The organism is Pelatocladus sp. BLCC-F211, assembly GCF_041928655.1.
Lineage (GTDB): Bacteria > Cyanobacteriota > Cyanobacteriia > Cyanobacteriales > Nostocaceae > Pelatocladus.
Genome location: NZ_JBHFLM010000144.1, coordinates 46,096 through 67,686, shown reverse-complemented (window position 1 = coordinate 67,686; position 21,591 = coordinate 46,096). Strand labels below are relative to the sequence as shown.

Here is a 21,591-nt window from a genome sequence, read left to right as displayed (position 1 = left end):
GACAAGCCGCAGAAATTGCATTCCAAATTATCTTTCCACAATTAGTGTTGTTACTTCTTTTACAAGACATTGAACGTCTGAGAAACTTGGCACTTAGTAATGGAATTGACATTCAAATTTCCAGGTGCAAGATATAAGTTAGGTTGAATATCTCTTGATTATCTTCACTTCGTTCCAATTTAGTCCGCACCCTCTTGTCTTTGATCCAAAGGATAGCTGTCTCTGAATCGGAATAAATAGGTATACCAGTTCCTTGATTCTTGAGATAAGCAAGAGCATGAACAATAGCCAAAAATTCTCCAAGATTATTTGTACCGTTTAACATTGAGCGCTTGTGAAAAATTACTTTACGTGTTGCTGTATACATACCTCTGTATTCAACATTGCCAGGATTACCAATACATGAAGCATCGACACAAACACTGTCCATGATTAATTCATTCGCAGGCACAATCTTTTCTTTTGCTTCCTGCCACTTTACCCCTTTTTGTTCAATTGGGAAAAGTGGAGCCTGATCAGTGAGTCCTAATGCTGCTTCCGCTTCGCCTAAAGTTTTGAAAGACTTATGCACTGCACCACTGTAACCTTTGATTTGCTCTTCGCATTCTGTCCAACTTGTAAATATCCCTGTCTTCCTGCCTTTTAGAACTACATAATACTTCTTGAATACCATATCATTTCACCTTGCACTTCTAAGGATAGATTTCCCTCAGTTATCAACTTCTTAAACAATATAGCTGAAGTTAACTCCCTAAACTCCCACAAGCGGTGAATGTAGGCTTTTTGTTTTAATTACTGTAGAATTATTGTTGTAACTAGCTCCTGACAAAATAATTAATGAAAAATACAATTTTGTGTGTAGTTATATGAAACGAGATCAGGTAATTTCCACTCTCAGAAATCTCAAGATGAATTTGAGAGTATTAGGTGTTAATTCCCTAGCTTTATTTGGTTCTGTGGCTAGAGATGAAGCTCAAAGTGATAGTGATGTAGATATTTTAGTTGACTTAGAGCCGCCGATAACTTTTGACCGCTACATGGACGTGAAATTATATTTAGAAGAGCAGTTGGGAACTCGTGTAGATTTAGTGACTTGGAAAGCTCTCAAACCACAAATTCGTGAGACTGTAGAGCAAGAAGCAATCTATGTCACGTAATCTCAAATTGTATTTAGAAGATATTGTTTCAAGTTGTAGGAAAATACTGCATTACACTCAAGGTATGACTTTTGAAGAGTTTGTTGCAGATGAACGTACCTTTGATGCTGTAATTTTCAACCTTTTAGTGATTGGGGAAGCTGTGAAAAATGTTCCCCAAGATATGCGTAATCGTTATTCTGAAGATGAGAATACCCGTCCAAAGGTAATTCGGTTGCATTGATATGTGAATTGGACTAAAACAAGAAACCGTATTAATCATTATTTGTTTGCGGTAACAGGTAAATCACTCCAGAAATTATGGTGAGACTGACAGAAACCCAAAAAGCAATGAGAGAGGGAATTCTCCAAACTTCTGGTAATGGTGCAATCAAAAGAGCGATCGCAATGATTTGGCTAACAGTTTTGAGTTTACCCCAAATATTCGCTCCGGTAATTGTAGTTTGATTCACACGCCAACCAGCGATCGCTAACTCCCGTGCTAGTATCAAAAATACTCCCCAAGCCGGAATTTGTTGTAGTTCAATCAAGACCAGTAAGGGAGCAAGTACCAGTAATTTATCTACTAACGGATCAAGAAATTTACCTAAATCACTGATTTGGTTAAGTTTTCGCGCTAAGTACCCATCTAGCCAATCAGTACCAGCTGCAACCAAGAAAATTGCCAAACACACCCACCTAGCTGTTGGTGTGGGGTTGTATAAACCATAAAGCAGGAATGGTAAGCCCAATAAGCGGGAAAATGTAATCCAATTAGGTAAAGTCATGAAATTTGAGATTTTGGATTTTAGATTTATTTGATAGATTAATTCGTTTGCGGTAAGACCAATAAATAATATTTAATTTTAGATTGTTGATTTTAATAAGCAACTATACCCAATCTAAAATCCAAAATCCAAAATCACTATGACTCAACAAATAGATTCTGAATATAGAATAGAACGGGATTCGATGGGCGATCGCCAGATTGCTAGTAGCCTTTATTACGGTATTCAAACACTACGCGCTACAGAAAACTTCCCGATTAGTGGCATTAAACCACTAGCTACTTACGTAGATGCCTGTATTTTAATTAAAAAAGCTACTGGGATCGTCAATGGTGAACTAGGTTGTATTCCCCAAGAAATCAGTCAAGCAATAATCCAAGCTGCGGATGAAGTTCTAGCAGGTAAATTCCGTGATCAGTTTGTGGTAGATGTTTATCAAGCGGGTGCTGGTACATCTCATCATATGAATGTCAATGAAGTACTAGCAAATCGGGCGTTAGAAATTCTTGGCGATGAGAAAGGTAACTACAAGCGTGTTAGCCCGAATGATCATGTTAACTATGGACAATCTACCAATGATGTGATTCCCACGGCAATTAGAATTGGTGGTTTATTGGCGTTGTCTAGAACACTACACCCAGCTTTAGAAACAGCGATCGCGACCTTAGAAGCAAAAGCAACAGAGTTTCAAGATATCGTTCGTTCTGGCAGAACTCACATGCAAGATGCTGTTCCAGTGCGCTTGGGTGAAAATTTTCGTGCTTGGGCGCAGATTCTCACAGAACACCAAAACCGGATTTACGCTGCTAGTGGTGATTTAATGATACTGGGTTTGGGTGGAAGTGCAGCGGGTACAGGTATGAATACTCATCCCCAATATCGCGCCCGTGTGGTAGCAACTCTGGCAGAATTAATTAATAGTCCACTACAACCTGCACCCCACCTCATGGCAGCAATGCAGAGTATGGCACCTTTTGTCAATGTTTCTGGTGCTTTACGTAACATAGCGCAAGATTTAGTCAAAATTTCTCATGACTTGCGGTTGATGGACTCTGGACCAAAAACTGGTTTAAAAGAAATTCAACTCCCACCTGTGCAGCCTGGTTCTTCGATTATGCCAGGTAAGTACAACCCTGTGATGGTAGAGATGACATCAATGGTGTGTTTTCAGGTGATGGGTTACGACAGTGCGATCGCTTTAGCAGCCCAAGCAGGACAATTAGAATTAAATGTGATGATGCCACTGATTGCCTATAACTTGATTCACAGTATCGAAATTCTCGGTAACACCATTGCTGCACTCACCCAACGCTGCATTCAAGGAATTACCGCTAACCAAGAACGTTGTTTAGCATATGCAGAAGGAAGTTTAGCTTTAGTCACAGCTTTAAATACCCACATTGGTTATTTAAATGCTGCATCCGTGGCGAAAGAATCCTTGGAAACCGGCAAATCCCTACGACAGATTGTGCTGGAAAAAGGACTGATGAGTGAAGCAGAATTAGCCGAGGTTTTAAATCTGGAACAAATGAGCCAAATTGTACCCTTGGAATAGAAATTGTTAGTAGTTAGTAGTTGCTTGGGAATCAGTGATTAACCTTTCCCCGATTCCCAATCCTCAATCCCTAATCCCTTTCCTAATATGCAGACTCAAACACCAACCGTTAGTTTCATTCGAGCTAATTCTTACGAACAAGATATTTTAAGAAAGTCTTTAGAAACACTGCTAGAACCATTTGGAGGAATGGCGGCGTTTGTAAAACCAGGGAATCGCGTTTTACTTAAACCTAATTTGCTGACAGGCGCACGTCCTGGCAAAGAGTGTACCACGCGATCGCAACTAGTTTATGTAGTGTCACAGATGGTGATTGAAGTTGGCGGTAAGCCATTTTTAGGCGATAGTCCCGCTTTCGGTAGCGCCAAGGGAGTAGCAATAGCCAATGGTTATCAACCGATTTTAGAAGAACTCAATCTGCCAATTATTGATTTCCAAGGTGTTCGTTACCAAACTGTTAGCGAGGAGTTCAACCATCTGTTACTCTCCAAAGAAGCGATGGAAGCAGATGTAGTGATCAATCTACCCAAAGTCAAATCTCATGCTCAATTAGTGCTGACATTGGGTGTAAAAAATTTGTTTGGTTGCGTTCCTGGCAAAATGAAAGCTTGGTGGCACATGGAAGCAGGAAAAGATGCTAGCAGATTCGGAGAAATGTTAGTAGAAACCGCTAGAACAATTAACCCTAATCTGACCATATTAGACGGTATTATCGGTCATGAAGGCAATGGTCCTAGTGGTGGCGAACCTCGTTTACTGGGTATTTTAGGTGCATCACCAGATGTATTTGCCTTAGATCGAGCTATGGTAGAGATACTTAATGTCCCAGCGATAACAGTACCTACTGTCGCTGCATCTATGCGTTTGGGGGTCTGTCCAGAACTAAACGCCATCGATTATCCTTGTTTGCATCCTGAGTTACTAAAAATAGATGATTGGCGATTACCAGACAAGTTCATTCCCATTGATTTTGGTATGCCTCGCGTCATCAAATCTACGTTCAAACATCTCTATATCAAGTTTATCAAAGAACCAATCAGCGCTTATGTTAGAAGCTAGCTACAACAAGTGCAAATTCTGCTACAGCAATTTCAAAACCGCCAGAGTAAGCTAAAAATACCCTCCGATTGCTTAACCAGACCGCCCTACTCTATTAGTGGCGGTTTTTTCATTTGAGATTATTCCTAAGCCAGCACTATGACAAGCCAATACCATTTTGGATTTTGGATTACTCTGTCGAGTAGACACGGAGTGGCTACTTGCACGCCTGTCGCTAACGCGCCTACCAAAGGTAGCCGCACTTCGTGCGTCTATAGATTTTGGATTGGAAAACTCTTTGGTGCATAAGAGTTCTGTAAGTCCATCTGTCACATTCTTTTTTCAAATTGCTATAACTTTAAAAATTTATAGTGAGCTAGAAATCGCTCTATTAAGCACTGAAGTGCTTACTACAAACTAGGTAAAATTGATTTGGTGGAGTACTAGTTTCTAACAATTACGCTCATTTCTGCTTTAGAATTAGACTGCGAAGCACCGACCATATTAATTGCTTGAGCATGAAATAATTTTTATCTACCTATTTATAGATTGACAAAATATCAAAAATCAAGTTTGTCTAATATTTTTTCTTAACTTATTTTTTATTGAGTATAATCACTGTTGGAAATTACAAAATATTAAACAATACTTGTATATACCTTAATGTATACTTAGGGTTTAAAGTCTTTGATTACTTAGATGCTCTCAAGATCATTTTTCAGTGCTATTACTTAACTAATCTCAAAAATGTAAAAATAAATATATAGACATAATTGGTTTAGTATATTTTTGAGTAAATTTACATAAACGAAAAACCTCTAAACTCAAGCTTATTAAGCTTTTTCGAGTTTTATATATCAAAAATTTTGTATACAAAATTACATAAAAAAATAAAATAAGATTTATAATTCTATTCTTGGATGCTAGAAATTTAGTTGATAAACAATGTAGAGATTGTATAGGTTAATAAAACGTTAAGCAATAATAATTACATGGTTATAAAAAATTTTGTCATAAAAATTTAGTATCAAGTGTTGCTATATACAAAAAATCAGAAGTAGCTTGATTAAGATAGATACAATGCTTGACGATTCAAAAAATTACAGTTAAAAAGTAGCTAAAATAGTAATTAGACTCTTTTGTCAGAGTCTAATTACAAAATAAAGTGATCAAACAAACTTTTTATGAATTCAAACAGCCAGTCTGCCAATTCAACCGACGCATCTTCCCATCGTTTGGCAGACATCATCGGAACTGTTATCGGTTTGCTAACTTTGACATTGCCTCTGTTAGTGATTGCTAATTACTCTTCTGTAAATATTCCTAATAAGCAGCCATCCATCATCTATAACCTCAAGCAGAAGTGAAAATATTAGAGATGAATTAAAGAAAAGCACTTTTTAACAACTACGATGTATTGCTCTAAAATATAGTGATCCTATGTGATTTGTGAAAATTGAACACATAAATCCCCGACTTTTTAGAGAAGTCGGGGGTCTTGTTTTTTACCCATATTTTTGAAGATAACCCTGTTATCAGGACTAACTATATAGCTGGAAAGTGGTTGAGTTGATTATTAAGTTTATTTTCCCAGTCACAAGTCACTGTTAGTTAAAACTAGTCCATTACAAATATACTTATTGCTTGGTAGAATCCCACGAACGACTATGCCCACAACTAGGGGATGAAAATTCTTCCCTAATTCCCGATTTATGAACGCGAGTGCGTCTCCGTTAGGAGAATCCCTGTTAAAAGTTCACTGTTTTCAAGACAGTCATTCACGGGAAAATCCCACAACCAAACATAAAAATATGACTCCTTCTACACCCCTACACCCTCACGCCTATTTTTCAGACAGACTTTAGTTAACTTGATATTATGTATGCTCTTGAAGTTATAGAAAATAAATTATGATTCCACTGTCTTGCTCGAATAGCGAACAGTTTGCTTCATATTATGAGCTTAACAGACATTTAGCATCTACCATCCCTTGCTTTCGGTAGATATATATTCCTTGCTTTTGATATATGACTCAGACACTCAAAAACAGGTATTATTAATAAACAGGTCAAAATTGACTCAACCAATTGCCTACTCTGGAAAGTGTAATTCGTTATAACTTTCTAGTTTGCTCATATTCAATCGACGATGTGGCTTGTAATATAGCTGACAAATAATGACCAAGAATCTGCTTCTCGACTAAGCATACTTAAATATTTGCCAAAAAATACTAGAAAAATTTATACATTAAGAAATATTGTTTTTTTGATGGATATGTTGGACATTATAGTTATGAAACTTCATTAAATTGAAGTCAAAACAAAAACTTCTGTTTGAATTTACAAAATCAACTGATATCATCACAAATAAAAGCAAGAAGGATTGTATTTTGCATGTCTAAGTCAAGGTAAAAGTTCTGTTTTGTTAACTGTCGATATGTGTTGTTGAGGAGGAAGTGTTCATGCGTAGTTTATCTAGTTGGTCGTTCACAAGTAGCGCATTAGTAGCTTTAGGAATGATGGCTACTGTGACAAGTCCAATAATAATGTCCGCTCCTGTATCTGCTCAGGTTAATGCCCCAACTCCAGCACCTGCACCCACACCTGCACCTGCTGTGACTACTCCTAGCTTTGCTGATGTGCCAGCAGATTATTGGGCGTTACCATTTATTCAAGGTTTAGCTGCAAGAAATGTAATTGCTGGTTTTCCAGATGGAACTTTCAGACCAAATCAACCTGTAACGCGGGCTGAAATTGCAGCTATGTTCCAAAAAGCTTTTACACTAAATCCAGTTCGCCAGCTACCACCAGAAGGCTTTAGAGATGTGCCTTCTGATTATTGGGCTGCATCTGCAATTAAGGCTGCTTATGAAGCTGGATTTCTAGCAGGTTATCCGAATAACTTGTTTCAGCCGAATCAAACAGTTTCCAAGGCAGATGCGATTACTGCTGTAGCTAGCGGACTCAATTTATCTCCCAGTGGCTCTGTAGAACAAACTCTTTCTACTAATTATGTAGATGCTGCTCAGATTCCGTCTTATGCTATTAATCAAGTGGCGGCAGCAACACAAGCCAATATTGTTGTCAACTATCCTGATGTCAAAACGCTGAATCCTCAAGGAGGTCTGACGCGTGCGGAGGCGGCTGCACTTTTATATCAAGCATTGGTGAGACTTGGACAAGTGCAACCATTACCTAGCAATGTGGCAGCTGTAAGTTATATTGTGGGTGGTAATCCTCAAACTACAGGTGATATTGTTTCCATTGCTGAGTCTAGTGGTAGTTTTACAACTCTGACTTCTTTGCTGAAGACAGCAGGTTTAGCAGATGCTTTGAGACAACCGGGTCCGTATACAGTTTTTGCTCCGACAGACCAAGCATTTGCTGCTTTACCTCCAGATGTTTTACAGCAGTTGCAGCAACCAGAAAACAGAGAAACATTAATCAAGATTTTGAGATATCACGTAGTTTCTGGTGATTTACCTGCAAGCAAGCTGACATCTGGTGAAGTGAAAACTTTGGAAGATGAATCTGTCAATGTAAAAGTTGATACTGCTAATAATCAGATTGCGGTCAATAATGCCAGTGTCATCCAACCAGATGTGAAAGCGACTAATGGTGTTGTACACGTCATCAACCAAGTTTTGATTCCACCTGAATTGGCACAGGGTGAACAGAAAGAAGGTGAAGAGGCTGCTGTTAGAGTTAAGAGAAACTATATTGCCGTTGGTGGTAACATTGGTTTAGGTGGTAATACGGCTCTTGGCAGTGGCAACTTTGCTGTCACCAGCAAATTTGGTATCACAAACAATTTCTCAATCCGACCAGGCGCAGTGATTGGGGATGATACTGTCTTTCTAGTTCCTATCACTTTTGACTTTGCTTTCCGACCAACTGATATTGGTGGTGGTGATGCTGTTATATCTCCTTATATCGGTGCTGGTGTAGCTATCGGGACTGATGATGACACTGATATTGGTTTGTTAGTCACTGGTGGTGTAGATTATCCTTTGTCTTCTCAATTTATGATCACAGGTTCTGTGAATGCTTCTTTTGTAGATGACACAGATGTTGGCGTGATGTTAGGAATCGGTTACAGATTCTAAATTGATTTACAATAGGCTCACTTCTTGGGATTAGCAAAAGTAAAGATTGTTGAATCGCCCATGATCACATCACCCCGCCCCTAACTTAGATAGTAGGAGTGGGGTTTTATTGATGAAAGTCAGTCCAGTTTTGATATCTTAGATAGAATCACCTGATCAAAAGATTCGCAGAAATATCAATGGATTGGATAACCGTACTGCGATCGCTTCAATCAGACTTCATCAAAAGGTTAACATCTGGTTGTCTGCTGCATTGTCAAACAGAGGGTCAATATAGTGAAACAACGATAATCTCTGGAGAAAGATTAAAAATACTCAGAGATTTTTGCTGGTTAATGGCAGAAAAATATAAACGTGTTTCGCCAGTTCGTGACGTTTTTATCAGCTACCTCAAAGGAAAGTTAGGAGAGGAAGTTGTGAAAGAACGCCTAGCTGATTTAATTACAGAAGTAGATTACGAAAAAAGAATTGGCGGAGATGGTAAAACAGATTTTACGATGACGGCTCATCCATCTATTGGGATTGAGGTGAAATCTCGTTACGGTAACATTGATAAAGTCAGATGGTCAATCAGTGCTGAAGAAGTTGAGAAAAATGCAGTTGTTGTTTGCATTTTAATTCAAGAGCAAGTCAATGAAGCACAATCAGAGTATCATCTCTTCCTAGCTGGTTTTCTGCCGACTCAAATGATTAAGTTGAAAACTGGCAGAATTTCCTTCGGAATACAGCAATTACTTTATGGTGGTGGTTTACGCGGTTATTTAGAACAATTACAAGATGCTAAAAATCATCAGCTAAATGAAAAAACATTCATAAGTAATAAACAAAATCTTAGATCAGAATTAATCTATCAACAACCAGATAACTCGCTGATAAAACCTCCATTCACTTCAGTAAAAAATGGAAATACAAATACTCAGATTGAAGAGTTAAATCTGATTTATATAAAACTTGGCGATGAATGCAGTGAAAAAGGACAATATCATGCTGCCATCATCAATTATAATGAAGCATTGGAATTATATTCTCATGATGCCGATACATACTATAAACTTGGTTTAGCACGTTATCAAGTAGGAGATTACGAAGGAGCAATTGCCGATTATGCCCAGGCAATTAGAATTAATCCTAAATACATTAAAGCTTACAATAAAAGTGGTTTAGCACGTTATCAGCTAGGAGATTATGAAGGAGCAATCGCGGATTATACTCAGGCAATTAGAATTAATCCTAATGATGCGATCGCATACAAAAATCGTGCTGATGTGCGTTATTTTTTAGGAGATAAACAAGGAGCTATTGAAGATTATACTCAATTAGTCAAGTTGTATCCACAGCCAGAAGGTAAGATAAATTTAAAAAATATTAATATTGGCGATTATCAAGAACAAGTTGAAGATTTTGTCCAAGAAAGTGAGCTTGATAGTGATGATTTTATTGCTTATAAAAAGCGTGGAAACTTTCGCTTAGAATTGGGAGACTATGAAGGAGCAATCACAGATTATACCCAAGCAATCAAAATAAATGCTCATGATGCTGATGCTTATTATAATCGTGGTAATGCTCGTTATGATGTCCAAGATTACGAAGGAGCGATCGCAGACTATACAGAAACGCTCAAAATTAATATTAATGATGCCGATGCCTATTATAATCGTGGCAATGCTCGTTATGATTTAGGAGATAAACAAGGAGCGATCGCAGATTTTCAAAAAGCTACATCTATATATTACAAAGAAGGTAATCTCGCAAAACATAAAAAAGTTCAAGAAAGAATTTTAGATTTAGAAATAGAAGAATCTTTGGATGATTTAAAATTTTAGTTCTTAATAATTAGTGGTTGGTAGTTGTTGATTCATAACTTATTTTAAGTGTAATCTTTTCATGGTAGTTATACCAATGATGAATCCTGCTATCTGCGCCCAATAATTAATACTATTAAGCGGGTTGACTCCGCCAGGAATATTTAAACTACCAATTCCATAAAATAATTGTTGTACAAACCACCAAATTGTATAAAAAACAGCTGGAATTTGCATAGGTATAAAGATAACTAAAAGAGGCATCACAGTATCAATTTTAACTTTGGGAAACTTGAAGATATATGCTCCCAAAACAGATGCGATCGCACCATTTGCACCTATCAATGGTACAGCCAAGTTAGGATTAGCAAGAATTTGGATTATTCCTGTCAGAACGCCACACATCAGATAAAATACCAAAAATCGTCCATGACCGAGAATATTTTCTAAATTTCTGCCAAAAACCCATAAAAATAGTAGATTACCCAAAATTTGGCTAAAACTACCGTGAATAAACATTGCAGTTAGCAAAGAAGCAGAACGTGACAACACAAATATTCCAGCAGCAGAATTACCAGCAAAGAAACTAGCGATCGCACCATGCATTTGTGCTGGAATTAAACCCCAATTACTCACAAAAATACCTAACTGTCCACTAATTTCTAGCTTAAATTCCCATAAAAACAAAGCAAGATTCATACCAATTAACCAATAAATTATTATCGGTTTTTTACGCGAACTAATGAAAAGGTTATCGCTAATAGGAATCATTGAAACTAATGGGTAATGGGTAATTGGTAATGGGTAATGAGTAATTGTTATTAGCCATCAACCACTAACTACTAACCACAGTCAGAAAACTGTGGCAAGATCAAAATCAGGTCGTAGCGTATTCAACTGGGTAAACCAAATGCTGGGAAACATACTTGTTGGAAGATACCAAATTATCAGTCATTTGGGAGGAGGAGGCTTTGGTGAAACTTTCGTCGCTTATGATACTCAATTACCTGGCAATCCTAAATGTGTTGTCAAGAAACTTAAACCCCAAGTTACAGATCCAGCAAGTCTGCAAACTGCTAGACGTCTATTTGATACAGAAGCCCAGGTTTTGCATAAATTAGGTACACACAATCAGATACCCCAACTTTTGGCGTACTTTGAAGAAAACGAAGAATTTTATCTGGTACAAGAATTTATTGAAGGTCATGATCTGAGCCAAGAAATCATACCAGGAAAGCGCCTCAGTCAATCTCAAGTTATTTCTCTCTTGCAAGAGATATTACAAATTTTAGATTTTGTCCATCAACAAAAAGTTATCCATCGTGACGTCAACCCCCATAATTTACTAAGAAGAAAACTAGATGGCAAGTTATTTTTAATTGATTTTGGAGCCGTCAAACAAATTACGACTCAGGTAATTAATCCTAGTAACAAAACTACATTTACTGTTGCGATTGGTACTCCTGGCTATATTCCTGGGGAACAAGCCCAAGGTAGCCCAAAATATAGTAGCGATATATATGCTGTTGGTATTCTTGGGATTCAAGCACTCACTGGTTTATCTCCTGAAGAACTGGAAAAAGACGCAGAAACTAATGAAATTATTTGGCAAAATCATACTGAAGTCAGCCAGGATTTTGCTCAGTTTTTAGATAAAATGGTGCGTTATGATTTTCGTCAACGCTACTCGTCAGCAACTTTAGCTTTACAATCTTTAAAAGATTTGCATAATCCCAACTGGCAAACAGTAGCATTAAATATTCCTGATCACAATCAACCATCAATTACAAATAATAAACCCAAAAAAAAGATTATCAAAAAAGTATTAGCTGGGATGATAATTTTAGGAGTGGGAACAGCAGCATCTCTATATATTCTGAATAGTATTAATTCTGTAAACGCCACCGAATTATATAAAAAAGCTAATACACTTTATGAATTACAACGTTATCAAGATGCTTTGTCAGTATATGAAAAAGCAGTAAAAATCCGACCAGAATATGCTGAAGCTTGGAATGGACAAGCTAGTACGCTGAGTAAGTTAAAAGAATACAAAGCAGCCCTCACAGCCTATGACAAAGCAATTCAAATTGAACCGGATTATTTAGAAGCTTGGATAGGTAGAGGTTTTGTATTAAAAGATTTGCGCCGATATCAAGAAGCGATCGCCTCTTTTGATAAAGCCTTACAACTAGAAAATAACTCTCCCCTAGTTTGGAATGCAAAAGGAGAATCTTTAAGCAGTTTAAAGCGATACGATGAAGCAATATCGGCTTACGAACAAGCAATTAATTTGCAAAAAGATGATTATGAAGCTTGGTACAATAAAGCCCAGACACTACAAAATTTAAAACGCTACGAAGAAGCAATAAGAGCATACGATAAAACTCTTGAAATTAAACCAAGTTATACAGAAGCTTGGTATAATCGCGGCAATTCTCTTGTGAATCTGCAACGTTCTCAAGATGCATTGACAGCCTATGATCAAGCTGTGCAAACTAATCCAAATTATTACCAGGCGTGGTTAGCAAGAGGTAATATTCTGATGAATTTACAACGCTATCCAAAAGCAGTGGAATCATTTAATAGATTTATTGAATTAAATCCTAATAATTTCCAAGCATGGTATAGTAAGGGTTGGTCGCTACATCAAATGCAAAAATATAACGAAGCTGTAGCAGCTTACGAGCAAGCAGCAAAATTGAAACGAAACGATGATCAACTTTGGTATAACCGGGGCAATTCGCTATATCTTTTACAGAAATATGAAGAAGCGATAGCCTCATATGATCGCGCCGCCCGTTACAACCCACAACACTACGAAACTTGGTTTTCTAGAGGAAATGCTTTGTTCAATTTACAACGTTATCAAGAAGCGATCGCTTCTTACAATCAAGCTATAAAAATTAAACCAGACTATCAGCAAGCCATCCAAGCACGAGACAAAGCCCAAAGTCAGTTGTCAGTTATTAAACCAAATATAATTATTAGTAAACCACTGCTGTAATTCCAGAGTCATAACTATAAATGCTATTTATAATAACAAAGGTGCTGCGATCGCAGCACCTCTTCTAACCATAAAATCACAAATAAATCTTTTCTTTTCCCCTTACGCCTTAACTTTTCTCTTGCTTTAATAAGCATCCTCAACCTCAAGTTGAGCCACCGTTACCGCATTAAAAGCGAAAGCAGCAACTAATGGTATCGGACATCTCAACCAATAGGTGACAAAAGCTGCAATCATAGTTGCAATTACTGCTGTGAGCGACCAAAAACGTTCTTCACAGGTTAATCCTTTTTCGGCTTTAATGACTCTGAGAACTTGCATAGGAATTGGTTCTGGCATTACTGCGCCAGGAGGAAAAGCCCAGTAACTATTACAACGCTCAATAAATAAATCTGTCCAGCCATTATCCTTGCACCATTCTTCAATCCATGCATCAGAGTAATGTTTCATATTCCGACTACCAATTCGCTTCAAGAAGTTCAACATAGTAATTAGAAAACCAATAAATATAATTTTTTTAGTTAATCTTAATAATTGATCAATCTCTTTTCAGTTAATTAACTGCGGCAATTGTTAAAACTTGTTAAGATCAAAATCTACCTCTAAGCAATTTCAAACTAGTCTTTTCTTACATAAACAGACTAACAGTACTTTCATTCTTCTTGCATCGTTTGAAAATAAACTTTACCTGGAAATTACTAACTAAATAATTTGCAACAATTCAGTGAGCATATACTTCTTAAGTTAGAGAGGTAAAAGGTAAAGGAGAAATACTAATCTGGATTCATTGGATTGATGATGAAAGCTTAAAATAATCAAGGCTTAGGCAATTGGTATATGATTTTTAGTTCGTAGTGAGGACTTTAGTCCTCAAAAATAAACAAAAAAATATAGCAAATAATACTGCTAACAGTTTAAAGTTAATGCCTGAAGCTGCCTATCTGACAAGAATTCTTTTTGTGTCTTAGTGTCTTGGTGGTTAGACCACTAAGATACTAAGACAGTAAGTTATCAACAATTAAGGACAAGTCAAAGTATCGCGGGTATTCCGCCCTGTAACTGAATTAGTGCCTTTAGCTACTTCACATAATTTCTTAAGCATGTCCTCACGGATGTAAGTATCAGTAAAATCTGCACCATCAATTATTGCTCCATTAAACATAGTGCCAGTTGTAAATGCGCCTTCTAGGACTGCATTCGTCAAATTGGCTTTAGTCATTCGTGCTGATTCTAAATCGGTATAACTGAGGTCAGAGCCAGTGAAATCTACCGAGGTTAAATTTGCCGAAAAGAATCTGACACCACGCAAATTGGAATTACTGAAGTTGCTATTGCGAAGATTGGCATGATCGAAGCTGGAATCTGTTAAATCCTGCTTGGAAAAATCAGCCGCCTCTAAGGTTCGGTTGTTGTAGTTAATTGCTACAGCACTTTCAGGGAAAGCTAGAGCAACTGTGATAGCCATCACAGCCAAAAACAACACACTTAGTATGCTTATTGTAATGCGATCGCTCAACTTAGAACTCATTGTAACTTTTAACCAATGACGAACCATTCTCCTTCCTATTATCTCGATATCGGCAACGCAGGAGAAGACCTAGTAGCACATTGCTTACAATCTCAAGGTTGGGTAATTCTTGATCGTCGCTGGCGTTGTCGTTGGGGAGAAATTGATATTATTGCTCAGTATGTCGAAGAGGACGCGGGGACATCGGGATATGGGGGACACGGGGGATACGGGGACAAGGGAGAAATTGTTAATAATATCTCCGCGTCACCGCGTCCTCCATTCTCCGGGTCTTCTTCCTCCGCGTCTTCTGTAACCTCGTCTCCGACACTGGCGTTTGTCGAAGTAAAAACCCGCAGTCCCAGAAATTGGGATGCGGGGGGAAGAAGTGCGATCGCCTCATCAAAGAAAGTCAAGCTTTGGCGTACAGCACAGATGTTTTTAGTAGCACACCCTGATCAAGAAAATTACCCTTGTCGATTTGACGTTGCCATTGTTAGTTATCGTCAAATATCAACAAAATTTAGTAAAGATAAATTTCAAGAAAAAAACCTAATTAGCTCGTATATAGCAGGGTATAAATTAACATTACAAGAATACATTCCTGCGGCTTTTGATATTGCCGATGATTTTAGATAGTGGGTATTGCGAGTTATTTGTTGTTCTTAACAACAAATAATCAACAATTACTAATTACCAATTACCCCCATACATCTTTGTCTTTTGCTCTAATTATATTTCAAGGCTGACCTATAATTTTTCAAGCTGATAATTGATAACTGATAACTGTAGCCTGCGGCAAGCCGCTTGCGCGTCTACACTGATTTGGTTACGCCAAAGTTTCTGGACAATAACCTAATCCCCTAACAAATTGTTGTCTAAATGCCTCAATTTCCTCTTTTTCTGGGCTACCATGAGAAACAATAGCAACTTGATAACGACGCATAACATCAACAGGACACTGACCTGCCTCTAAACTCCAAAGTGCCATTTGTACTCGCATTGGTGGCTCGTAGCTAATTCCTAATTCATTCAAAAAAGCTCGAATGTCACCGTCTTCTTGGGGCGATACCTGTTTTCTCAGTTTGACTCTAACCACCCAACCATCAATTTGATGAATTACGGTGATGAAGGAAACAGGTATTTGGGGTTTAGCGTGCAAGTATTGAACAACCCTCAGAGTGAGACTGGCATTTGCCAGATAATACAAGTATTCCATCTTGGTGCTTGGGATCAAAGCCAATCCTACATTTCTATTATCGGTAGAGCGACTCACAACCTGCTAGGGTAAAAGCCCCCGTTTTTAGATAGGGAGGTTTACCCAATTTTCATATAGTTGCTTCAGTGGTACTTAACACTATCCATCTTAAAGTCGAAGATTCTATTTTGTCGGCAATACTTTAGAGTTCTTTTAGAACACACTATTTTCAACCAGCTTGTTTAAGAAAGTCTAAAATCTCAATGCAGGAACAACTCGCAAAAACAAATTCTCATTTAATATCTAAACAAACACCAGAAAATTCTGAGCTAGATATCTCATTAGCTGGGTACGATTATGAATTACCAACCGAACTAATTGCTCAAAACCCAGCAGTTCCCAGAGATAGTTCTAGACTCCTAGTGGTAAATTCTCAGAATGTAGGTACAGAAACCGCACCCCAACACTACATCTTTCGAGATTTACCAGAAATCCTACGTCCGGGGGATTTACTAGTGATGAATAATACACGAGTTCTTCCAGCCCGGTTATATGGTCACAAATTAACAGGAGCAGAGGTAGAAGTACTGCTGCTAGAGGAAAGACAGCATAACTGTTGGTTAGCCTTAGTCAAACCGGGAAAACGTTTTAAACGCGGTTCGCAAATTGTTTTCACAGCGAAGGTCAATACTGATGGCGACCACCCCACCACCCCACCTCTCTATCACTCACTAACTGCGACTGTCCTAGCAACCGACACCGCGACTGGAGGGCGTCTGCTACAATTTGAACTGCCAGAAGAAGTTTCTTTGCTGCAATTGCTGGATGCATTTGGTGAAATACCTCTACCGCCATACATCACAACAACCGAAGCCCAAAGCGAACAGTATCAAACTGTATATGCTCAAAATCCAGGGGCGGTTGCTGCTCCCACAGCAGGACTGCACTTTACTCCAGAATTATTACAAAAGTTACGCGAACAAAATATTAATCAAGCTTTTGTAACATTGCATGTAGGTGTAGGAACATTTCGTCCAGTAGAAGTGGAGAACGTCACTACCCATACAATGCATGAAGAATGGATAGAAGTACCTCAAAATACTGTAGAACAAATTCGTGCTACTAAAGCCGCTGGTGGTCGCATTATTGCAGTGGGTACAACGGTAGTCCGTGCTTTGGAAGGAGCTGCAACTAAAGGTGAACTGCAACCATTTTGTGGTAAGACTAATTTGTTTATCTATCCTGGTTATCAATGGCGGGTAGTGGAAGGTATGATTACTAACTTTCATTTACCACGTTCGAGTTTGTTGATGTTGGTGAGTGCTTTAATTGGTAGGCAAAGATTATTAAATATTTATCAAGAAGCCATAGCATCTCGATATCGTTTTTATTCGTTTGGTGATGCGATGTTGATTTTGCCAGAAGCAACAATATAGTAATTTTTCTTGTGGGATGAACTATCTGGATCGTCCCACAAATATATATCATGATGAAAAATTGCGATCGCTCAAGTTTGTAGTCAGGACTTTAGTCCTTGGATTTAAAATTCTTTATCATCCAAAACCCTTAGTGTTAGAGCCAGAAAGATTAAATTGTGTAGGTTGGGGAACCCGTCCACTACACTGGCTCCCCAACCTACAATTATCCTTAACACTAACCGTATTGCTTTATAATCAAGCTGTCTCAAGATATACTCAATACACTTAATTGAAGTTAATATTAAGTGGTTAATTAAGCAAAATATAAATAAATATTCAAAGTAAAAAAATAAGGCTAAAGCATATAATATGATTAATATTACTCCTAGCACTTAGTGTATTAAAACACTTGTATATTTGTTGTCAATTGTTAATAAGAAATCTTGAAGTATTACTGAAAAGAGGGTGCCAGATGGAACGCGTAGATTCTTTACAACAACACGCACAACAAGTTACAGGAGTGGAGGAGCAAAAAACTCCAGTTGTAGAGCAAGAGGTTACAGGTATCACTCCTGGTGCATCAAATAGTAATACCAAAACAAGAGTACCTCTATCTCAAAGTCGTCTGCTGCCGATTGTGGTAGTAGGAGTAATTTTAGGTGCAGGAGCTATAGCATCAGGAATTTACGCTTACCGCCAATGGCAGTATAGCCAAAGTTTTCCCCAAACCGATAACGCCTATATTACCGCAGACATTTATCCTGTGACTGCTCGTGTCTCAGGGATAGTCAACCAAATTCCAGTCAACGAGAATCAAGTAGTAACTCCAGGAACACTGTTAGTAAAACTTGATCCTCAAGATTATCAAGTATCACTTGCCCAGGCGAAAGCATCTTTAGAGTTAGCTAAACAGCAAGCAGCTTTAGCACAGAAAAAAATTAGAAATGTCCCAGTTCCAGCTTCAGCATCGCAGCTATTACCAACAGACAGCAATATTCAAGCCAGACAGAATTTGCTCCAAGCACAAGCGACTCAACAAAGAGATATCAGCGAACAACAGTATAAAACTGCATTAGCTGCGATCGCTCAAAAACAGGCAGAAGTCAAAAAAGCTGAACTACAATTATCCTATACCAATATTAATGCCATTGTTCCTGGAAAAATAGGTAACAAAAATATCCAAATCGGACAACGAGTAGAACCCGGTCAAACTCTTTTCACTGTCGTACAACCAGACCCTTGGATTATTGGTAATTTTCCCGAAAACCAGTTAGAAAAGATACAAGCAGGACAAAGGGTAGACATCAAAATAGCTGCTTTTCCGAGTCGTAACTTTGCAGGTAAAGTAGATAGCATTGCTCTAATTCCACCAAACAATAACACAGGAAATTCTGTTAATACCAATACCAATGATATACGCAGAATTCCTGTCAAGATTATGTTTGAGTCGGCGAGTATTAAAGGTTATGAATCGCGCATTACTCCCGGAATGTCCGCAGTTGTAAAAGTAATTCCTAAGTAAGCTGACCGCAGCTTATTCAATAAGTCTACTTTTAGTAGACTTAGACTATTAGCCCGCTAGTAAACTGCGGGCTTACTTCTTGAGTTTGCGATCGCTTCTGCAATTATTTTTCTAGTCCTTTGATAGAGCGCTCAAGCGCTCACTACCAAACCTCCTATTTATTTGTTCGATGTTGCTTGGTCACGTGCTGCTGCTGCTTGCTCAGGATGAATACCTAAACGGGTAAGATTGATTCTACCCTTATTGTCAATTTCACGTACTTTGACAATTACTTCATCACCAACTGCAACTTCATCTTCAACCTTACCAACACGGTAGTCAGCAAGTTGAGAAATGTGGATCATACCTTCTTTACCTGGTAAGAACTCCACAAACGCGCCAATAGGTATAATGCGAGTCACTCTGCCTACGTAAACATCACCCTCGTTCAGCTTCCGCGTCATGCCTTGAATGATGCTCTTAGCTCTCCTGGCCTTGTTTTCATCCACCGCCGAGATGGTTACGGTACCATCATCTTCAATGTCAATTTTAGCACCAGTTTCTTCGGTGATGCCTTTGATGGTCTTACCTCCAGGCCCAATCACCAGACCAATCATGTCTTGATCAATCTTGATCGTCAACAGACGTGGAGCATAGGGCGACATCTCTGTGCGTGGCTGGTCAATAGTCTGGAGCATTTTCTCCAGAATATGCAAGCGTGCGCCTCTTGCTTGATTGACAGCTTGGGAAATAATATTCAAGGACAAACCGCTAATTTTCATATCCATTTGCAAGGCTGTAATCCCTGCATCTGTACCGGCGACCTTGAAGTCCATGTCACCCAAAAAGTCTTCGATCCCTTGAATGTCTGTCAGGACTCGTACTTCATCACCTTCTTTAATCAAACCCATGGCTGCACCACTCACAGGTTTGATAATTGGTACGCCTGCATCCATTAAAGCCAGAGTGGAACCACACACCGAACCCATTGAGGTAGAACCATTGGAAGAAAGCACTTCCGATACTACGCGAATTACGTAGGGGAATTCCTCTTTAGGTGGTAGCACTGGTAAAATAGACCTTTCCGCTAACGCTCCGTGACCTATTTCTCGACGTCCCGGCGCCCGCATGGGTTTGGTTTCCCCAACGGAGAACGGCGGGAAGTTGTAATGGTGCATGTAACGCTTTGCTTGGTCTTGTTGCAAATCGTCGTTTAAGTTTTGAGCATCTCCTGGTGTACCAAGCGTACAAGCTGATAAGACTTGAGTTAGCCCCCGATTGAATAAACCACAACCGTGGACTCGCTTCGGTAATAAACCAGTTGCACAGGAAACCGGACGAACTTCATCCAGCTTGCGACCATCGACCCGGACATTATCTTCGATGATCTGGCGGCGCATCAGTTTTTTGGTGATGTCCTTGAAAGTATTGTCCAGGGCTTTGGTATTAGTGGTTGCAGCCACTCGAATTGGATCTTCTTCTGGTAGTTCCGCGATCGCAGTTGCGATGGATTCTTTGACCGCATCTAAAGCAGTATCCCGCTCAGTTTTACCGAAATCAAATTGTGAGAGGATTTTTTTAATTTCGTCGGTAGCGCGATCGCTAATAAAGTTACTCAGTGATTGATCAGGTTCTGGTGGTGCTTCATACACTATTTCCAAACCCAATTCTGCAATTAAATCACGCTGCGCTTGAATTAAATCTTGCACAGCTTCGTAACCAAATTCAATCGCTTCGAGAATATCACGTTCGGGTAGCTGATTAGCTCCCGCTTCCACCATGATTACACCATCCGGCGAACCTGCCACTATTAAATCCAAGTCACCAGCTTCGATTTCTGCATAAGTGGGATTAATGATAAAATCATCACCCACCAAACCGACGCGCACGGCTGCCATAGGTCCATTAAAGGGAATTTTTGCCAACAGGGTAGCAATAGAAGCACCAGTAACAGCTAGCACATCTGGTGGTACTAGCTCATCCATAGAAAGAGTCAGCGCAACAACTTGCAGATCATCCCGTAACCAAGAGGGGAACAAAGGACGTAAAGGGCGGTCAATAAGACGGCTGGTGAGAATTGCTCTCTCTGGTGGACGACCTTCACGTCGCAACATTCCTCCAGGGATTCTACCTGCTGCGTATAATCTTTCTTCGTAATCTACGGTGAGGGGCAGGAAATCAACGCCTTCTCTGGCTGCTGATCGCGTAGCTGTAACTAGAACTGCCGTATCCCCAGATTGTATCAACACCGATCCACCAGCCTGGGGTGCTAGTAAACCCACCTTCAGTCGAATATCCCTTCCATCGAAGGATATTGACTTCTCAAATTCTCCCATTCAGTTTTTTTTCCTTACTATGCTCGCTATTCTCTCTCTGTGGCAATCCTAACATTTATGATCTAATACTGGCTTGAGCTGTATATAGAATTCATGATTAACAATTTCGTTACAAAAGGGATCGGGGAAAGGGGATCGGGGATTGGAATCGGAAATTTGTGACAGCGTAGAGACTATATGACAAACTCTTCCATGTCCCC

The 21,591-nt window shown here is 38.9% G+C and carries 19 protein-coding genes; 12 read left to right on the top strand and 7 right to left on the bottom strand.

What is annotated here, in order from left to right:
* Nucleotides 1-112: 112 nt before the first annotated feature.
* On the bottom strand, nucleotides 113-673 hold the full coding sequence (locus tag ACE1AT_RS18030) for a viroplasmin family protein (RefSeq protein WP_374870741.1): 561 nt from the start codon (nucleotides 671-673) through the stop codon (nucleotides 113-115).
* A 193-nt stretch (nucleotides 674-866) separates the two neighbouring features.
* Here ACE1AT_RS18030 and ACE1AT_RS18025 point away from each other — a divergent pair, with 193 nt between their 5' ends.
* Both ACE1AT_RS18025 and ACE1AT_RS18020 read left to right on the top strand, forming a co-directional pair.
* A complete protein-coding gene (locus ACE1AT_RS18025; RefSeq protein ID WP_374870739.1) occupies nucleotides 867-1,157 on the top strand; it encodes a nucleotidyltransferase family protein in 291 nt (96 codons plus the stop codon).
* The gene (locus ACE1AT_RS18020) at nucleotides 1,147-1,380 is read left to right on the top strand and encodes a DUF86 domain-containing protein (RefSeq protein WP_374870737.1); all 234 of its coding nucleotides are present in this window, start codon (nucleotides 1,147-1,149) and stop codon (nucleotides 1,378-1,380) included. Before ACE1AT_RS18025 ends, ACE1AT_RS18020 begins: the two co-directional genes overlap by 11 nt.
* 31 nt (nucleotides 1,381-1,411) lie before the next feature.
* On the opposite strand, the gene pgsA is transcribed toward ACE1AT_RS18020, so the two are convergent.
* A complete protein-coding gene (pgsA, locus tag ACE1AT_RS18015) occupies nucleotides 1,412-1,924 on the bottom strand; it encodes a CDP-diacylglycerol--glycerol-3-phosphate 3-phosphatidyltransferase (RefSeq protein ID WP_374870735.1) in 513 nt (170 codons plus the stop codon).
* Between the two features lie 139 nt (nucleotides 1,925-2,063).
* On the opposite strand from pgsA, the gene ACE1AT_RS18010 reads away from it, so the two are divergent.
* The 5 genes from ACE1AT_RS18010 (at nucleotide 2,064) to ACE1AT_RS17990 (ending at nucleotide 10,445) form a co-directional block, all read left to right on the top strand.
* Nucleotides 2,064-3,479 carry an aspartate ammonia-lyase gene (locus ACE1AT_RS18010; protein WP_374870733.1) on the top strand — a complete coding sequence of 472 codons (1,416 nt, stop codon included), beginning with the start codon at nucleotides 2,064-2,066 and terminating at the stop codon, nucleotides 3,477-3,479.
* 87 nt (nucleotides 3,480-3,566) lie between these two features.
* Complete coding sequence (locus ACE1AT_RS18005) at nucleotides 3,567-4,538, top strand: DUF362 domain-containing protein (RefSeq protein WP_374870731.1); 972 nt, start codon at nucleotides 3,567-3,569, stop codon at nucleotides 4,536-4,538.
* Nucleotides 4,539-5,701: 1,163 nt separating this feature from the next.
* Nucleotides 5,702-5,884 (top strand): hypothetical protein, encoded by a 183-nt coding sequence (locus ACE1AT_RS18000; protein ID WP_374870729.1) that lies wholly within the window; start codon nucleotides 5,702-5,704, stop codon nucleotides 5,882-5,884.
* A gap of 1,094 nt (nucleotides 5,885-6,978) precedes the next feature.
* Nucleotides 6,979-8,622, top strand: coding sequence for a fasciclin domain-containing protein (locus tag ACE1AT_RS17995; protein ID WP_374870727.1), 1,644 nt, complete (start codon nucleotides 6,979-6,981; stop codon nucleotides 8,620-8,622).
* A gap of 179 nt (nucleotides 8,623-8,801) precedes the next feature.
* Nucleotides 8,802-10,445, top strand: a complete 1,644-nt coding sequence (locus ACE1AT_RS17990) for a tetratricopeptide repeat protein (RefSeq protein ID WP_374870725.1) — start codon at nucleotides 8,802-8,804, stop codon at nucleotides 10,443-10,445.
* A 39-nt stretch (nucleotides 10,446-10,484) separates the two neighbouring features.
* Here ACE1AT_RS17990 and ACE1AT_RS17985 read toward each other — a convergent pair whose 3' ends face one another.
* Nucleotides 10,485-11,195 carry a rhomboid family intramembrane serine protease gene (locus tag ACE1AT_RS17985; RefSeq protein ID WP_374870723.1) on the bottom strand — a complete coding sequence of 237 codons (711 nt, stop codon included), beginning with the start codon at nucleotides 11,193-11,195 and terminating at the stop codon, nucleotides 10,485-10,487.
* Nucleotides 11,196-11,334: 139 nt separating this feature from the next.
* On the opposite strand from ACE1AT_RS17985, the gene ACE1AT_RS17980 reads away from it, so the two are divergent.
* Complete coding sequence (locus ACE1AT_RS17980; RefSeq protein ID WP_374870721.1) at nucleotides 11,335-13,431, top strand: tetratricopeptide repeat protein; 2,097 nt, start codon at nucleotides 11,335-11,337, stop codon at nucleotides 13,429-13,431.
* A 126-nt stretch (nucleotides 13,432-13,557) separates the two neighbouring features.
* Here the strand turns inward: ACE1AT_RS17980 and ACE1AT_RS17975 are convergent, their stop codons facing one another.
* Complete coding sequence (locus ACE1AT_RS17975; RefSeq protein WP_016859488.1) at nucleotides 13,558-13,881, bottom strand: hypothetical protein; 324 nt, start codon at nucleotides 13,879-13,881, stop codon at nucleotides 13,558-13,560.
* Between the two features lie 568 nt (nucleotides 13,882-14,449).
* A complete protein-coding gene (locus tag ACE1AT_RS17970) occupies nucleotides 14,450-14,959 on the bottom strand; it encodes a pentapeptide repeat-containing protein (protein WP_374870743.1) in 510 nt (169 codons plus the stop codon).
* Between the two features lie 15 nt (nucleotides 14,960-14,974).
* On the opposite strand from ACE1AT_RS17970, the gene ACE1AT_RS17965 reads away from it, so the two are divergent.
* The gene (locus tag ACE1AT_RS17965) at nucleotides 14,975-15,577 is read left to right on the top strand and encodes a YraN family protein (RefSeq protein WP_374870719.1); all 603 of its coding nucleotides are present in this window, start codon (nucleotides 14,975-14,977) and stop codon (nucleotides 15,575-15,577) included.
* A 190-nt stretch (nucleotides 15,578-15,767) separates the two neighbouring features.
* On the opposite strand, the gene ACE1AT_RS17960 is transcribed toward ACE1AT_RS17965, so the two are convergent.
* On the bottom strand, nucleotides 15,768-16,157 hold the full coding sequence (locus tag ACE1AT_RS17960; protein ID WP_026086718.1) for a hypothetical protein: 390 nt from the start codon (nucleotides 16,155-16,157) through the stop codon (nucleotides 15,768-15,770).
* Between the two features lie 242 nt (nucleotides 16,158-16,399).
* On the opposite strand from ACE1AT_RS17960, the gene queA reads away from it, so the two are divergent.
* From queA to ACE1AT_RS17945, 3 genes are all read left to right on the top strand, one after another.
* Nucleotides 16,400-17,572, top strand: a complete 1,173-nt coding sequence (queA, locus tag ACE1AT_RS17955; protein ID WP_374870717.1) for a tRNA preQ1(34) S-adenosylmethionine ribosyltransferase-isomerase QueA — start codon at nucleotides 16,400-16,402, stop codon at nucleotides 17,570-17,572.
* A 16-nt stretch (nucleotides 17,573-17,588) separates the two neighbouring features.
* Nucleotides 17,589-17,843, top strand: a complete 255-nt coding sequence (locus tag ACE1AT_RS17950; protein WP_374870715.1) for a hypothetical protein — start codon at nucleotides 17,589-17,591, stop codon at nucleotides 17,841-17,843.
* Nucleotides 17,844-18,026: 183 nt separating this feature from the next.
* Nucleotides 18,027-19,076 carry an HlyD family secretion protein gene (locus ACE1AT_RS17945; RefSeq protein ID WP_374870713.1) on the top strand — a complete coding sequence of 350 codons (1,050 nt, stop codon included), beginning with the start codon at nucleotides 18,027-18,029 and terminating at the stop codon, nucleotides 19,074-19,076.
* Between the two features lie 158 nt (nucleotides 19,077-19,234).
* Here ACE1AT_RS17945 and ACE1AT_RS17940 read toward each other — a convergent pair whose 3' ends face one another.
* Nucleotides 19,235-21,391, bottom strand: coding sequence for a polyribonucleotide nucleotidyltransferase (locus ACE1AT_RS17940; RefSeq protein ID WP_374870711.1), 2,157 nt, complete (start codon nucleotides 21,389-21,391; stop codon nucleotides 19,235-19,237).
* Nucleotides 21,392-21,591: the final 200 nt, after the last annotated feature.

What these genes read in the sequence shown, in the direction of transcription:
- ACE1AT_RS18030 (WP_374870741.1), bottom strand. Translation starts at nt 673, where the DNA reads ATGGTATTCAAGAAGTATTATGTAGTTCTAAAAGGCAGGAAGACAGGG.
- ACE1AT_RS18025 (WP_374870739.1), top strand. Translation starts at nt 867, where the DNA reads ATGAAACGAGATCAGGTAATTTCCACTCTCAGAAATCTCAAGATGAAT.
- ACE1AT_RS18020 (WP_374870737.1), top strand. Translation starts at nt 1,147, where the DNA reads ATGTCACGTAATCTCAAATTGTATTTAGAAGATATTGTTTCAAGTTGT.
- pgsA (WP_374870735.1), bottom strand. Translation starts at nt 1,924, where the DNA reads ATGACTTTACCTAATTGGATTACATTTTCCCGCTTATTGGGCTTACCA.
- ACE1AT_RS18010 (WP_374870733.1), top strand. Translation starts at nt 2,064, where the DNA reads ATGACTCAACAAATAGATTCTGAATATAGAATAGAACGGGATTCGATG.
- ACE1AT_RS18005 (WP_374870731.1), top strand. Translation starts at nt 3,567, where the DNA reads ATGCAGACTCAAACACCAACCGTTAGTTTCATTCGAGCTAATTCTTAC.
- ACE1AT_RS18000 (WP_374870729.1), top strand. Translation starts at nt 5,702, where the DNA reads ATGAATTCAAACAGCCAGTCTGCCAATTCAACCGACGCATCTTCCCAT.
- ACE1AT_RS17995 (WP_374870727.1), top strand. Translation starts at nt 6,979, where the DNA reads ATGCGTAGTTTATCTAGTTGGTCGTTCACAAGTAGCGCATTAGTAGCT.
- ACE1AT_RS17990 (WP_374870725.1), top strand. Translation starts at nt 8,802, where the DNA reads ATGGATTGGATAACCGTACTGCGATCGCTTCAATCAGACTTCATCAAA.
- ACE1AT_RS17985 (WP_374870723.1), bottom strand. Translation starts at nt 11,195, where the DNA reads ATGATTCCTATTAGCGATAACCTTTTCATTAGTTCGCGTAAAAAACCG.
- ACE1AT_RS17980 (WP_374870721.1), top strand. Translation starts at nt 11,335, where the DNA reads ATGCTGGGAAACATACTTGTTGGAAGATACCAAATTATCAGTCATTTG.
- ACE1AT_RS17975 (WP_016859488.1), bottom strand. Translation starts at nt 13,881, where the DNA reads ATGAAACATTACTCTGATGCATGGATTGAAGAATGGTGCAAGGATAAT.
- ACE1AT_RS17970 (WP_374870743.1), bottom strand. Translation starts at nt 14,959, where the DNA reads ATGAGTTCTAAGTTGAGCGATCGCATTACAATAAGCATACTAAGTGTG.
- ACE1AT_RS17965 (WP_374870719.1), top strand. Translation starts at nt 14,975, where the DNA reads ATGACGAACCATTCTCCTTCCTATTATCTCGATATCGGCAACGCAGGA.
- ACE1AT_RS17960 (WP_026086718.1), bottom strand. Translation starts at nt 16,157, where the DNA reads ATGGAATACTTGTATTATCTGGCAAATGCCAGTCTCACTCTGAGGGTT.
- queA (WP_374870717.1), top strand. Translation starts at nt 16,400, where the DNA reads ATGCAGGAACAACTCGCAAAAACAAATTCTCATTTAATATCTAAACAA.
- ACE1AT_RS17950 (WP_374870715.1), top strand. Translation starts at nt 17,589, where the DNA reads ATGAACTATCTGGATCGTCCCACAAATATATATCATGATGAAAAATTG.
- ACE1AT_RS17945 (WP_374870713.1), top strand. Translation starts at nt 18,027, where the DNA reads ATGGAACGCGTAGATTCTTTACAACAACACGCACAACAAGTTACAGGA.
- ACE1AT_RS17940 (WP_374870711.1), bottom strand. Translation starts at nt 21,391, where the DNA reads ATGGGAGAATTTGAGAAGTCAATATCCTTCGATGGAAGGGATATTCGA.